13 protein-coding genes are annotated in these 13052 nt (G+C 67.3%); 11 read left to right on the top strand and 2 right to left on the bottom strand.

What is annotated here, in order from left to right; all coding sequences use genetic code 11:
* Positions 1-15: 15 nt before the first annotated feature.
* From J2Y70_RS17950 to J2Y70_RS17935, 4 genes are read left to right on the top strand one after another with little or no spacing between them, the layout of a single operon-like run.
* Positions 16-2157: a TonB-dependent siderophore receptor gene (locus tag J2Y70_RS17950; protein WP_309920585.1), complete on the top strand. Its 2142-nt coding sequence runs from the start codon at positions 16-18 to the stop codon at positions 2155-2157.
* A 37-nt stretch (positions 2158-2194) separates the two neighbouring features.
* Complete coding sequence (locus tag J2Y70_RS17945) at positions 2195-2512, top strand: iron uptake protein (protein ID WP_263394651.1); 318 nt, start codon at positions 2195-2197, stop codon at positions 2510-2512.
* A 27-nt stretch (positions 2513-2539) separates the two neighbouring features.
* Complete coding sequence (locus tag J2Y70_RS17940; RefSeq protein ID WP_309920582.1) at positions 2540-4207, top strand: PepSY-associated TM helix domain-containing protein; 1668 nt, start codon at positions 2540-2542, stop codon at positions 4205-4207.
* Positions 4200-4586: a DUF3325 domain-containing protein gene (locus tag J2Y70_RS17935; protein WP_309920579.1), complete on the top strand. Its 387-nt coding sequence runs from the start codon at positions 4200-4202 to the stop codon at positions 4584-4586. The genes J2Y70_RS17940 and J2Y70_RS17935 overlap by 8 nt, the downstream gene beginning before the upstream one ends.
* Positions 4587-4682: 96 nt before the next feature.
* Here J2Y70_RS17935 and J2Y70_RS17930 read toward each other — a convergent pair whose 3' ends face one another.
* Entirely contained in the window at positions 4683-5456 is a 774-nt protein-coding gene (locus tag J2Y70_RS17930) for an alpha/beta fold hydrolase (protein ID WP_309920577.1), read from the bottom strand.
* Positions 5457-5753: a DUF1244 domain-containing protein gene (locus J2Y70_RS17925; protein WP_263394647.1), complete on the bottom strand. Its 297-nt coding sequence runs from the start codon at positions 5751-5753 to the stop codon at positions 5457-5459.
* 51 nt (positions 5754-5804) lie between these two features.
* Here J2Y70_RS17925 and folD point away from each other — a divergent pair, with 51 nt between their 5' ends.
* From folD to J2Y70_RS17890, 7 genes are all read left to right on the top strand, one after another.
* Positions 5805-6716: a bifunctional methylenetetrahydrofolate dehydrogenase/methenyltetrahydrofolate cyclohydrolase FolD gene (folD, locus tag J2Y70_RS17920; protein ID WP_309920573.1), complete on the top strand. Its 912-nt coding sequence runs from the start codon at positions 5805-5807 to the stop codon at positions 6714-6716.
* Positions 6717-6884: 168 nt separating this feature from the next.
* Positions 6885-8342 (top strand): IMP dehydrogenase, encoded by a 1458-nt coding sequence (guaB, locus tag J2Y70_RS17915; protein ID WP_309920570.1) that lies wholly within the window; start codon positions 6885-6887, stop codon positions 8340-8342.
* A gap of 6 nt (positions 8343-8348) precedes the next feature.
* Positions 8349-8705 carry a hypothetical protein gene (locus J2Y70_RS17910; protein WP_263394644.1) on the top strand — a complete coding sequence of 119 codons (357 nt, stop codon included), beginning with the start codon at positions 8349-8351 and terminating at the stop codon, positions 8703-8705.
* Positions 8689-10254: a glutamine-hydrolyzing GMP synthase gene (gene guaA, locus J2Y70_RS17905; RefSeq protein WP_263394643.1), complete on the top strand. Its 1566-nt coding sequence runs from the start codon at positions 8689-8691 to the stop codon at positions 10252-10254. The genes J2Y70_RS17910 and guaA overlap by 17 nt, the downstream gene beginning before the upstream one ends.
* A 354-nt stretch (positions 10255-10608) precedes the next feature.
* The gene (locus tag J2Y70_RS17900; protein ID WP_309920565.1) at positions 10609-11283 is read left to right on the top strand and encodes a response regulator transcription factor; all 675 of its coding nucleotides are present in this window, start codon (positions 10609-10611) and stop codon (positions 11281-11283) included.
* Positions 11280-12599: a HAMP domain-containing sensor histidine kinase gene (locus J2Y70_RS17895; RefSeq protein ID WP_309920562.1), complete on the top strand. Its 1320-nt coding sequence runs from the start codon at positions 11280-11282 to the stop codon at positions 12597-12599. Before J2Y70_RS17900 ends, J2Y70_RS17895 begins: the two co-directional genes overlap by 4 nt.
* Positions 12600-12687: 88 nt before the next feature.
* The gene (locus tag J2Y70_RS17890; RefSeq protein WP_309920559.1) at positions 12688-13041 is read left to right on the top strand and encodes a hypothetical protein; all 354 of its coding nucleotides are present in this window, start codon (positions 12688-12690) and stop codon (positions 13039-13041) included.
* The last annotated feature ends 11 nt before the right edge of the window (positions 13042-13052 follow it).

Here is a 13052-nt window from a genome sequence, read left to right as displayed (position 1 = left end):
AATCCGTCGTCCTTCATGCGCGGCCACCTGGCCATCGCGATCGGCCTGGGCCTGGCGTGCCTGTCGGGCGCCGTGCTCGCCGCGCCGCAGGACGCCGCGGCCGGCGCGCAGGGCGGCAGCGCCGACGCCGCCGCAACCGACCTGGACGCGGTGATGGTGGTCTCCCAGCGGGCCAGCCGGGTCAGCAACGGCGCGACCAACCTGGACCTGGACATCAAGGACACGCCGCAGTCGATCAGCGTGGTCAGCGCCGCGCAGATGGAGCAGTTCGGCACCGACAGCCTCAACGAGGCGCTGCGCCTGAGCACCGGCATCCAGGTCGAGGAATGGGAGACGAACCGCACCACCTTCACCGCGCGCGGCTTCGATATCGCCAACACCCAGATCGACGGCGTCGGCCTGCCCAACGGCTGGGGCATCGTCACCGGCGCGGTGGACACCTTCGGCTACGAGAAGCTGGAAGTGATCCGCGGCGCCAACGGCCTGTTGACCGGCGTGGGCAACGCCGCCGGCACGATCAACTACGTGCGCAAGCGCCCGACCAACGACCCGCGCGGGACGGTCGGCGTCAGCTATGGCTCGTGGGGCACCACGCGCGAAGAGCTGGACTATTCGACCCCGTTCACCGCCGACGGCACCTGGGCCGGCCGTGTGGTGGCCGCCCACGAGGAAGGCGGTTCCTACCTGCGCGGCAAGGACGACCAGCGCGATTTCTTCTATGGCGTGGTCGACGGGCAGATCGGCGAGAACGGCACGTTGACGTTCGGCTACTCCTGGCAGGACGCGCAGACCGACGGCAACATGTGGGGCGCGCTGGGCTTCATGTACAGCGATGGCACCCAGGCCGAATGGAGTCGCAGCGCCTCGACCACGCAGGACTGGACCTACTGGGACACCACCACTCAGACCGCGTTCGTCGAATACATGCACCAGTTCGGCCCGGACTGGCTGCTGAAGCTGTCCTACAACCGCCGCGACATCCGCAACGACGACAAGCTGTTCTACGCCACCGACCTGGCCGGCACCGGCCTGCAGCCGGGCACCAACCTGGGCTTGTACGGCTACCCATGGGGCGGCAAGGACGAGCTGACCGCCGACCTGGGCGCGGCCACGCTCAACGGCCATTTCCAGATGTTCGGCCGCGATCAGGAAGTGATGCTGGGGGTGAGCTGGTCCAGGAGCGAGAACACCAATCGCGAATACGCCCAGGCGATGTGCGGCGCCGCGCCTTGCGGCTATCTCGCCATGCCCAGCTTCCCATGGCCCGGCGACGCCATTGCCGAGCCGGTGTGGGGCGACAGTTCCGTGTACAGCACCCTGGACGAGCGGCTCAAGCGCGCCTACGGTGCGACCCGGCTGACGCTGAGCGACCGGCTCAAGGCCGTGGTCGGCGTCAACTATGCCCAATACCACCGCGACGGCGTCAACTACGGCGTGGTCTTCGACCAGACCGAGAGCAAGACCAGCCCGTACGCGGGGCTGACGTTCGACTTCAACGAACACGTGCTCGGCTATGCCAGCTATTCGGACATCTATCAGCCGCAGAGCCAGTCCGACGAGAACGGCCGCTACCTGGATCCGACCAAGGGTTCGAACTACGAAGTCGGCATCAAGGCCGACTGGCTGGACCAGCGCCTGCTGACCACGCTGGCCGTGTTCAAGGCCGAGCAGAACGGGCTGGCCACCGGCGCCGGCTACAACGCGCTCGGCCAGTTCTACTACACCGGCGTCGATGTCGAGTCCAAGGGCGTGGAACTGGAGGCGACCGGTAAGCTCACCGACGACCTCGACGTGGTGTTCGGCTACACCGCGCTGAAGCTGACCGGCCAGGACGGCGACGACACCTACCGGTGGGTGCCGCGGCGCACCGCCAACCTGATGCTCAGCGCGCGCCTGCCCAGCTACACCGCGCTATCCTTCGGGATCGGCGGACGCTGGCAGAGCGACATCTCCAACGTGGAGAGCAGCGGCTTCACCGTGCGCCAGGGCAGCTATGCGGTGTTCAACGGCTTCGTCGCCTGGGATTTCCTGCCCAACGCGACGGTGCGCCTCAACGCCAACAACCTCGCCGACGAGAAGTACATCAACACCTTGCGCTACAGCGGCTACTACGGCGCGCCGCGCAACTACACGCTCAGCCTGAACTGGCGGTTCTGACCCCGCTCCGACCCACGCACAGACCATCGCCGACGCCATGTCCCGCACCGCCGCAAGCTCCGCTCCCTTCGCCGCCCCGCGCCTGCGCCTGGCCTCGCGCATCGCCGCGGCGGTGCTCGGCGGCTACGCCTTCGCGTGGGGAACGGTCGCCGCAGTCACCGCCTTGCTGTTCGCGGCCGACATGGAGTTCCACGATGCCGAGTTCCTGGGCGCCATCGCCGGACTGCTCGCCTATCTGGTGGCGTTCCTGTGGGCGATCGCGGCGCGACGCCTGGCGCGGGTCTGGGCGGTGCTGCTGGGCGCCGGTGCGCTGATGGCCGCCGGCGCGTCGTACGTGCAATCGTTGCTGGCGTAATGTGCCGACCTTGAAACGGAGATAGTCGTGTTCCAGAGCTTCCGTCAATCCATGGCCTGGCTGCACACCTGGTTCGGCCTGGTCCTGGGCTTCGTGCTCATGGCCGCGTTCTTCTTCGGCGCGCTGTCGGTGTTCGACCGCGAGATCGACCGCTGGGCGATCCCGGCCACGCGTATCGAGCCGCAGCCCATGCCCTCGTTCGAGCGCGTGCTGCGCCCGGCGTTCGAGCGGATGCGGCCGACGCCCGAGGCCATCGACGCGATGCGCCCGCGCGTGAACGGCGCCATGCCCGAGCGCTTCGACACCGTGGTCAGCTGGAGCGCCTACACCACCCACCGCGACCCGGTGCTGGCGCTGTACGCCGGCTACGACGTGCCCAATGCCAAGGACCCGGAAGACGCCATCTGGGCCTACAGCACCATCGACCCGCGCAATGGCCGCGCGCTGCCCAACGACCGCCTCAAGCTCGGCAGCGAGTTCTTCTACCCGATGCACTACAGCCTGACGCTGGACTGGAAGAACCTGGGCATCTGGATCGTCGGGTTCTCGGCGCTGATGATGCTGGTCGCGCTGGTCAGCGGGGTGGTGATGCACCGCAAGCTGTTCCGCGAGTTCTTCACCTTCCGTCCGGGCAAGGCGCGGCTGCGCAGCGTGCTCGACCTGCACAACCTCACCGGCGTGGTGGCGCTGCCGTTCCACTTCTTCTTCGCCTTCACCGGGCTGGTGATCTTCGCCAGCAGCTACTACTTCCCGGTCGGCCATACCCAACTGCATGAGTTGCACGACCTGCACGAGCAGGTGGAAGCGCGCGAGACCGGGCTGCCGCACGACCGTGCCGGCGTGCCCGCGGGCCTGGCGCCGGTGGATGCGATGGTCGCCGAAGCCCAGCGCCGCTGGCAGGCCAAGGGCAAGGCCGGCGAGGTCGGGTTCCTGGTGCTGCAGCACGTGGGCGACGCCAACGGCTACGTCAGCGTGTACCGCGCCGGCACCGACCGCATCGCGCTGGTCGGCGACGGCGTGCACTTCAAGGCCTCGACCGGCGCGCTGATCAGGGAGGACCCGCCGACCACGCCGGTCGGACGCGTCAGCGAGTTCCTCACCGGGCTGCACCTGCAGCACTTCCGCCATTGGCTGCTGCGCTGGTTCTACGTGCTGGGTGGGCTGGCCGGCGCGGTGTGCATCGCGACCGGCTTCGTGTTCTTCGTCGAGAAACGCAAGCGCCAGCATGCCAAGCAGGGCAGCCAGGGCGCGCGCATCGTCGATGCGCTGGCGGTGACCACGGTGACCGGCATGGTGTTGGCGACGCTGGGAATTCTGCTGGCCAACCGCCTGCTGCCGGAAGACCTGCCTGCGCGCGGCGATTGGGAGCGCTGGGCGTTCTGGGCGACCTGGATGCTGGCGCTGCTGCACGCGACCTGGCGCAGCGCGGCGGTCGCGCAGGGACTGCCCAATCCCGCCTGGCGCGAACAGTGCTGGGCGATCGCCGCCGGTGCGTTGGCCGCGGTGGCGTTGAACTGGATCACCACCGGCGACCACCTCGTGCGCACGCTCGCGGCCGGCTACTGGCCGGTCGCCGGCATCGACCTGTTCCTGCTGTCCAGCGCCGCGCTGGCGTTCGTGGCCGCACGCAGGCTGGGACGGCGCGCGCGCGTCGCGCAGCCGCGTTCGTTGGCCGAGGAGCCTGCACGTGCCTGACGCCCTCTCTTCGGCTTGCCTGCTGGCGGCGGCCTTGCTCTCCAGCGTCGCCGGCATGGGCTGGCTGGCGCTGTCGATGCAGGCGCACGCGCAGCAGGTCCTGGGCGGCGTTGCGTCGCTGCGGGCGGCGCGCGTGTTGCGCTGGATGGGCGCATCCGGCCTCGTCGTCGCGCTGGGGCTGTGCCTGGCGGTCGATCACGCCTCCATGGCGGCCCTGGTCTGGGTGATGGCGCTGACCGGCGCGTCGCTGCTCGTCGCCTTCACCCTGGCCTGGCGCCCGCATTGGCTGCGCGTGCTCGTTCCGTGGGCGCGTCCGCTGCCGGCCCACACGAGCGAGGCACGCGCGCAGCGGCGCAGGGATCCTCTGCAAGACCGATAGGGCCAGACGCCGGTCCGTTGCCGCGTCGTCCGCAGGCCTCGCCGGCGACGCGTCGTTGCGGCCAAAGGAAAACTTGGTAGCCCGGGAAACGCACCTTTAGCGCAAAAATGCCCGCAACGCCTGCGCATAGCGCGGGTCGGCGCTGATGTCGTCGTGTCCTGCGCGGGGCAGGGAGACCAACTCGGGCGGCTGCGGCAACGCATCGAGCATGCGCTGCGTGCTCGATGCCGGCACCACCTGATCGCGTCCGGCGCGCAATACCAGCAAGGGGCCGCGGTAGCCGCGCAGCGCGCGTGCCGAGTCGTAGCGGTCGCGCAGCAGCCAGCGCACCGGCGCCCACGGGTAGTGCGCTTGCGCGGCCGAGGCCAGGCTGTCGAACGGAGTGACCAGCACCAGCCGCGCCAGCGGCCGCCGCGCCGCCAGCTGGCTGGCGACGCCGCTGCCCAGGCTGCGCCCGAGCACGGCGATCTCGGCTTGCGGCCGGGCGGCGCGCACGTGGTCGTACAGCGCCAGGGCGTCGCTGATCAGGGCGTCTTCGTTCGGCGTGCCGTCGCTGGCGCCGTAGCCGCGATAGGCCAGCAGGTACACGCTGTAGTCGGGCAGCAGCGGCGCCAGCTGCGCGCGGGCATGGCGCAGGTCTTCGGCGTTGCCGCCGAAGTACAGCAACACCTTGTCGCGGCCGGGGTTGACCCGCCAGCCGCGCAACGACAGGGCGGGGCTGCGCTGCAGGGTGAAATCGGTCTGCGCCGCAGGCACCCGGGTCGCCTGCGGGAAATACAGCAGTTCGCGCTGGCCGAGGTAGAGCAGGGCGCAGACCACCAGGTAGGCGACGATCGCGATGGCCGCCACGATGCCCAGATTGCGCAGCATCTATCCGTGCCGGCGCTGCGCGTCGGCGAAGGCCGCCAGTTGCTCCGGGGTGGCCTCGGCCTGGAACTGCGCCTTCCAGTCGGCGAAGGGCATGCCGTAGACGCGTTCGCGCGCCTGTTCCTTGCTCAGGGTCTCGCCTTCGGCGGCCGCGGCCTCGCGGTACCAGTCGGCCAGGCAGTTGCGGCAGAAGCCGGCCAGGATCATCAGGTCGATGTTCTGCACGTCGCTGCGCTCCTGGTTGAGGTGCTGCAGCAGCCGCCGGAACGCGGCGGCCTCGATGCGGGTGGTGTCGGTCATGGCGGAATCAGGGACAATGGGGTCCCCCAGACTCTACACCCGCTCGCCCTGATGACCGACTCCGCGCCCGTCTCCTCCGCTCCAGCCCGCATCCTCGACGGGCGGCGCATCGCCGACGGCCTGCTCGACCAGCTCAAGGCCCGGGTCGATGTGCGGCTGGCGGCCGGGCAGCCGCGGCCGGGCCTGGCGGTGGTGCTGGTCGGCGGCGATCCGGCGTCCACGGTGTACGTGCGCAACAAACGCCGCGCGGCGGAAAAGGTCGGCATCGAGGCGTTCGACTACGACCTGCCGGCAGGTACCGGCGAAGCCGAGCTGCTGGCGCTGATCGACCGCCTCAACGCCGACCCCAAGGTCCACGGCATCCTGGTGCAGCTGCCGCTGCCGGGCATTCCCGACGCCAGCCGGCTGATCCACCGCATCGACCCGCGCAAGGACGTGGACGGCTTCCACCCGGAGAACGTCGGCCACCTGGCGCTGCGCGAATTCGGCCTGCGCCCGTGCACGCCGCGCGGCATCGTCACTCTGCTCGGGCACACCGACCAGCCGGTGCGCGGGCGCAACGCCACCATCGTCGGAGTCAGCAACCACGTCGGCCGGCCGATGGCGCTGGAACTGCTGATCGCCGGTTGCACTGTCAGCTGCTGCCACAAGTTCACCCCGCCCGACGTGCTGCAGGCGCGGGTGCGCGACGCCGACATCCTGGTGGTGGCGGTGGGCCGTCCCGGCCTGATCCCCGGCGAGTGGGTCAAGCCCGGCGCGGTGGTGATCGACGTCGGCATCAACCGCCTCGACGACGGCCGCCTGGTCGGCGACGTCGGCTTCGACGCGGCCGCGCAGCGCGCCAGCTGGATCACCCCGGTGCCGGGCGGAGTCGGGCCGATGACGGTGGCCACGCTGATGCAGAACACGATCGAAGCGGCTGATGCAGCCGGGACTCGGGACTCGGGACTCGGGACTCGATAAAAGCTCAACAGCCAGGCGGAAGCGTCTGGCTGCCGATATTGCGTGGCTTTGCCGATGGACGTTCTCCGAGTCCCCGGTCCCGAGTCCCCGGTCCCGGCTTCTTCTCCCATAGCCTCAGCCCCCCATTTCCGGTTAAAATGCCGCGCTTCCCCACATTCGGGTCCGCCGATGCTGCGCATCCAGGCTGAAGCTCTTACCTACGACGACGTTTCGCTCGTCCCCGCCCATTCGATCGTCCTGCCGAAGGACGTCAGCCTGGAAACCCGGCTGACCCGCGACCTGCGCCTGAAATTGCCGATCCTGTCGGCGGCGATGGACACGGTGACCGAACACCGCCTCGCGGTGGCCATGGCCCAGCTCGGCGGCATCGGCATCATCCACAAGAACCTGACCCCGGTGCAGCAGGCCGCCGAAGTGGCCAAGGTCAAGAAGTTCGAATCCGGGGTGATCACCGAGCCGTTCACGGTCGGTCCGGAAACGACCATCGGCGAAGTGCTGAAACTGACCCGCGCGCGCAACATCTCCGGCGTGCCGGTGGTCGACGGCAGCGAGCTGGTCGGCATCGTCACCAGCCGCGACATGCGCTTCGAGAAGAAGCTCGACGATCCGGTCCGCCACATCATGACCAAGAAGGATCGCCTGGTCACCGTGCGCGAAGGCGCCAGCGACGAGGAAGTGCTGCAGCTGCTGCACCGCCACCGCATCGAGAAGATCCTGGTGGTCAACGACGGCTTCGAGCTGCGCGGCCTGATCACGGTCAAGGACATCCAGAAGAAGACCGACAACCCGAACGCGGCAAAGGACGCATCCACGCGCCTGCTGGTCGGCGCGGCGGTCGGCGTCGGCGGCGATACCGAGCAGCGCATCGAGCTGCTCGCCGCGGCGGGCGTGGACGTGGTCATCGTCGATACCGCGCACGGCCACTCGCAGGGCGTCATCGACCGCGTGGCCTGGGTCAAGAAGACCTACCCGCAGTTGCAGGTGATCGGCGGCAACATCGTCACCGGCGATGCCGCGCTGGCGCTGATGGACGCCGGCGCCGACGCGGTCAAGGTCGGCGTGGGCCCGGGCTCGATCTGCACCACGCGCGTGGTCGCCGGCGTCGGCGTGCCGCAGATCACCGCGGTGGACATGGTCGCCGAGGCGTTGCAGGACCGCATTCCGCTGATCGCCGACGGCGGCATCCGCTACTCGGGCGACATCGGCAAGGCGCTGGTCGCCGGCGCCTCCACGGTGATGGTCGGCGGCCTGTTCGCCGGCACCGAGGAAGCCCCGGGCGAGGTCGAACTGTTCCAGGGTCGCAGCTACAAGAGCTACCGCGGCATGGGCAGCCTGGGCGCGATGGAGAAGGGCAGCAAGGACCGTTACTTCCAGGACGCCTCCGACGCCGACAAGCTGGTGCCGGAAGGCATCGAAGGCCGCGTGCCGTACCGCGGCCCGCTCAGCGGCATCATCCACCAGCTGGTCGGCGGCCTGCGCGCCACGATGGGCTACGTGGGCTGCGCGACGATCGAGGAAATGCGCACCAAGCCGAAGTTCGTCACCATCACCGGTGCCGGCCAGCGCGAGAGCCACGTCCACGACGTGCAGATCACCAAGGAACCGCCGAACTATCGGATGGGCTGATCTGCCGTGTTCAGGGCGGCGCTGGCCTATCTTGCGTTGATCGCGCTTCTGACCGCATTGGCGATCGGGGTGTACGCGGTGTCGCCGGGGCTGTACGGCGCGACATTCTTCGGCTCGACGTATCTGTTGGTCGCGCTGTCCCCGGCGGTGCTGGGGATCGGCGCAGCCGCCCGCTTCCAGCGAGCGGCCACGCGCATCGCGATCGCCACGACGCTGGCGATCGCCGTCCATGTGCTGTTTCTCGTCATGGGCACCAATCTGTTGTGGCCGGGGGCGCTTTTCGCGCCGCTGCTTTCCCTGTTTCTGGAGTGGCGCCGGGCGCGCCGCCTTCGCACTGCGAGTAACCATGTCCGACCTGCATAACGACAAGATCCTGATCCTCGATTTCGGCGCGCAGTACACCCAGCTGATCGCGCGGCGCATTCGCGAACTGGGGGTCTACTGCGAGATCTGGGCCTGGGACCACGATCCGGCGCAGATCGCCGGCTTCGGCGCCAAGGGCATCATCCTGTCCGGCGGCCCCGAATCGACCACGCTGCCGGGTGCGCCGGTCGCGCCGCAGGAAGTGTTCGACAGCGGCCTGCCGGTGTTCGGCATCTGCTACGGCATGCAGACCCTGGCCGCGCAGCTGGGCGGCGCCACCGAGGCGGCCGACCAGCGCGAGTTCGGCCATGCGGAAGTGGACGTGGTCGCGCCCGACGCGCTGTTCTCCGGCCTCAGCGACCATCCCGGCGCCGCGCGCCTGAACGTGTGGATGAGCCACGGCGACCACGTCTCCCAGGTGCCGCCGGGCTTCACCATCACCGCGGTGACCGATCGCATCCCGGTCGCGGCGATGGCCAACGAGGCCAAGCGTTGGTACGGCGTGCAGTTCCACCCGGAAGTCACCCACACGCTGCAGGGCCAGACCCTGCTGCGCCGCTTCGTGGTCGACGTCTGCGGCTGCGAGACCCTGTGGACCGCGGCCAACATCATCGACGACCAGATCGCGCGCGTGCGCGCCCAGGTCGGCGAGGACGAAGTGATCCTGGGCCTGTCCGGCGGCGTCGATTCGTCGGTGGTCGCCGCGCTGCTGCACAAGGCGATCGGCGACAAGCTGACCTGCGTGTTCGTCGATACCGGCCTGCTGCGCTGGCAGGAAGGCGACCAGGTGATGGCGATGTTCGCCGAACACATGGGCGTCAAGGTGATCCGGGTCAACGCCGCCGACCGCTATTTCGACGCATTGGCCGGCGTCAGCGACCCGGAAGCCAAGCGCAAGATCATCGGCAACCTGTTCGTGGAAATCTTCGACGAGGAGTCGAACAAGCTGGCCAATGCCAAGTGGCTGGCGCAGGGCACGATCTATCCGGACGTGATCGAGTCGGCCGGCAGCAAGACCGGCAAGGCGCACGTGATCAAGAGTCACCACAACGTCGGCGGCCTGCCTGAGCACATGAAGCTGGGCCTGGTCGAGCCGTTGCGCGAGCTGTTCAAGGACGAAGTGCGGCGCCTGGGCGTGGAACTCGGCCTGCCGCGCACGATGGTCTACCGCCATCCGTTCCCCGGCCCCGGCCTGGGTGTACGCATCCTCGGCGAAGTGAAGCGCGAGTACGCCGAACTGCTGGCCAAGGCCGATGCGATCTTCATCGAAGAGCTGCGCAAGGCCGACCTATACGACAAGACCAGCCAGGCGTTCGCGGTGTTCCTGCCGGTCAAGTCGGTGGGCGTGGTCGGCGACGCGCGCGCCTACGAATGGGTGATCGCGCTGCGCGCGGTGGAGACCATCGACTTCATGACCGCACACTGGGCGCACCTGCCGTACGACTTCCTGGGCACGGTGAGCAACCGCATCATCAACGAACTGCGCGGCGTCTCGCGCGTGGTCTACGACATCTCCGGCAAGCCGCCGGCGACGATCGAGTGGGAGTGATTTTCGCCGATCCGGGCGTATCCGGCATGCGCGATGGACCTCGCCCATATTGATCAGCCGCAAAATCGGAAGTACCGTCTGGAGCGATGAGCGCTTGGCGGTATCTTTCGACATGAGTATCTGAGGAAGGTCATTTCCCGCCAAGACTCACTCCAAAATCGTATCCCGGTACTTTTGGAGGCGACGCGCAAATGCAGCCGGATGCCGCGATCGAGGCTCTGAAGCCGCGGAGCACGATGTGCAAGGTCGCGGCTCGAGACGGTATGTACGTGCGCGTCATGCCAGCCGTGCGATATCGAGGGCGCACCTACCCAAGGTGTCGTCCGGCACGACATGTCGATCCGAGGTGCAATCGTGAGAGTTTTGATTGTTGAGGACGAGACGGAATTCGCAAACGCGCTGCGAATTGCGCTCGAGCGAGAGCGCTTCATTGTCGATCAGGCGGACCGCCTATCGATGGCGCAGGAAGCGGCCATGTCGGGATCTTATGATCTGGTGCTGCTCGATCGCACTCTGCCGGATGGGGATGGGCTGTCGCTCTTGCCGATATTGCGTGAAACACACCCTGGGCTTCCGGTCATTGTGCTGAGCGCGCGCGGCGAAGTGATCGACCGTATTGCTGGCCTGGACCGAGGCGCTGACGACTATCTCATCAAGCCGTTCGATATAGACGAGATGTTTGCCCGCATCCGCGCGGTACGGCGGCGTCCCGCAGAGTTGGGGAGCGAGGAAATCCATGTCGGCGCGCTTGTGTTCGACGTGACCAACGACGAGGCGAGCGTCGGAGGTGCCAGGCTTGATCTTACCCGCCGAGAGTTGCGCGTTCTGACCGCGCTCGTGAAGCGTCGCGGCAGAACGGTACTGAGAGAGTCTCTCGAGCAGGCAGTCTATGGTTTTGACGACGAGGTGCAGTCGAACACGCTGGACTCCCACATCTCGCGTCTTCGCCGCAAGCTCGCCGAAGCGGGTGCGCAGGTCGAAATCCACGCCATCAAGGGCGTTGGCTACCTGTTGAAAGATCTGTCATGAAGCAAGGTTCGCCTTCGCTGAAACGCCCGCTGATCGTCAAACCGCTGATCTTCCAGCTCGCGACATTGCTGATCGCCTGCACATTCTTCATGACGTTGGCGCTTCGCATGGACAGCGGCGGCCTCTACACCGACGAGGCGATTACGCCGGTGATCGCGCGCGCGATCGTCCGTGATCAGAACGGGAGTCTTTCGGTGCGCGAGACACCGGAACTGGCCGAGCTTCGCGAAAAATCTCCGGATCTCTGGTTTGTGGCCGAGGACGATTCCGGCCGAAGCGTCGCATTTGGCAGCGTGCCGTCGCAATACGCATCGCTTCTCGGGCGGCTGCGTGATCTATCCTACGCGCAGCTGCGCGATCGGTCTCCACCTTACCGCCTGTCGGCGGTGATCCGGCGAGAGGTCGCCCCGGCCGGGACCTTGACGATTCTGGGACATGGCAAGCTGACCGACGTCAGTCTCGTCGTTCTTCTTGCGTCCAATTTTATCGTCATCCCAATCTTCCTCGCACTGGCACTGATCTCGCTGCTGGTGACGCCATGGATCGTTCGGCAAGCGCTCGCCGGTGTATCCAAGATCGCTCAGGAGGCCGAGCAGATCGACGCGAACCGGCGTGGGCGGCGGCTGAGCGAGGAGCATGTACCGACCGAAATCGCGCCGTTGGTGCGAGCCGTGAACGATGCCCTGCGCAGGCTTGACGAGGGCTATGAGCGGCAGCGGCGCTTCATCGCCTCCGCCGCGCACGAGCTGCGCACGCCCATCGCCATCCTGCGCTTGAAAGTGGACACCGCAGTCGAGCCGGCCACACGCAAGCTGAGTGGCGATGTGGCACGGCTAAGCAACCTGGCCGAGCAGATGCTCGATATTCAGCGGTTGGACGCCGACTGGAGCGACGAAAGCATCGATCTCGAAGCGCTCGCCCGGCGTGTCGCCGCGGATCTGGCGCCGCTACTGATTGCATCGGAGCGCTCGATCGAGTTGCAGATCGAAGGAAAACCGTCGCTTCGCGGTGATACGGGTGCGATCGAGCGGGTGATGACGAATCTCATCCAGAATGCAATCGAGCATGGCGGGCATCATGTCGTTCTGCGCGTGCTGGAAGCAGGCTTCGAGGTGGAGGACGACGGTCCGGGCATGCCACCAGAGGAGCGTGAACGCGTATTCGAACCGTTCCATCGCTTGCGACCGCGTTCGACCGGGAGCGGACTCGGCCTCAACTTGGTGCAGCAGATCATTGAAAGGCACGACGGACGGGTTTCGATCTCAAGCGCACCTGGCGGCGGCACGATCGTGCGTGCCGAGTTTGCTTCGCGCTGACGTTTTTTGCTCGAGCCCAGGTTCCCGCAATCTTGGCCTGCTTTCCTAGCGGTGTCGCCGATGACGGCACCGAAAGGAGTGCAAGGAAATGATCAGAAAAAATCCTATCAGCTTGTATCGATCCGCATTGATGACGCTCGCCGCGATTCTGGCCACTGCTGGCATCGCGGGCAGCGCATCCGCGATCGATTGGGGGCGCGAAGCCCACCAAGAAGACCGTAGAACTTGCGAACGGTTTGGGGCGGATCACGGCAGGGATTTCACGAGGTGCATGCTTGAACAGCAGCGCCGCCGCGACGATGCGTTGCTCAACGCGTCCGAGCAGCAGCGGAACAATGCTGAAGCCGCGCGGGACAATGTGGAGACAGTCCGCAGGATGCGGTGCAACCGCGAGGCCGAGCGAGCGCGAGAACGCGGCGAGCGGCCGGAGTGGTGCCGTTGATCTCCCGACGA

The organism is Xanthomonas sp. 1678 (assembly GCF_031455575.1).
Taxonomy (GTDB): Bacteria; Pseudomonadota; Gammaproteobacteria; order Xanthomonadales; family Xanthomonadaceae; genus Xanthomonas_A.
Note: the sequence above shows the minus strand (reverse complement) of the source record. Positions and strands in the feature narration are given on the sequence as shown.

What these genes read in the sequence shown, in the direction of transcription:
- J2Y70_RS17925 (WP_263394647.1), bottom strand. Translation starts at nt 5,753, where the DNA reads ATGACCGACACCACCCGCATCGAGGCCGCCGCGTTCCGGCGGCTGCTG.
- folD (WP_309920573.1), top strand. Translation starts at nt 5,805, where the DNA reads ATGACCGACTCCGCGCCCGTCTCCTCCGCTCCAGCCCGCATCCTCGAC.
- J2Y70_RS17945 (WP_263394651.1), top strand. Translation starts at nt 2,195, where the DNA reads ATGTCCCGCACCGCCGCAAGCTCCGCTCCCTTCGCCGCCCCGCGCCTG.
- J2Y70_RS17895 (WP_309920562.1), top strand. Translation starts at nt 11,280, where the DNA reads ATGAAGCAAGGTTCGCCTTCGCTGAAACGCCCGCTGATCGTCAAACCG.
- J2Y70_RS17950 (WP_309920585.1), top strand. Translation starts at nt 16, where the DNA reads ATGCGCGGCCACCTGGCCATCGCGATCGGCCTGGGCCTGGCGTGCCTG.
- J2Y70_RS17890 (WP_309920559.1), top strand. Translation starts at nt 12,688, where the DNA reads ATGATCAGAAAAAATCCTATCAGCTTGTATCGATCCGCATTGATGACG.
- guaB (WP_309920570.1), top strand. Translation starts at nt 6,885, where the DNA reads ATGCTGCGCATCCAGGCTGAAGCTCTTACCTACGACGACGTTTCGCTC.
- J2Y70_RS17930 (WP_309920577.1), bottom strand. Translation starts at nt 5,456, where the DNA reads ATGCTGCGCAATCTGGGCATCGTGGCGGCCATCGCGATCGTCGCCTAC.
- guaA (WP_263394643.1), top strand. Translation starts at nt 8,689, where the DNA reads ATGTCCGACCTGCATAACGACAAGATCCTGATCCTCGATTTCGGCGCG.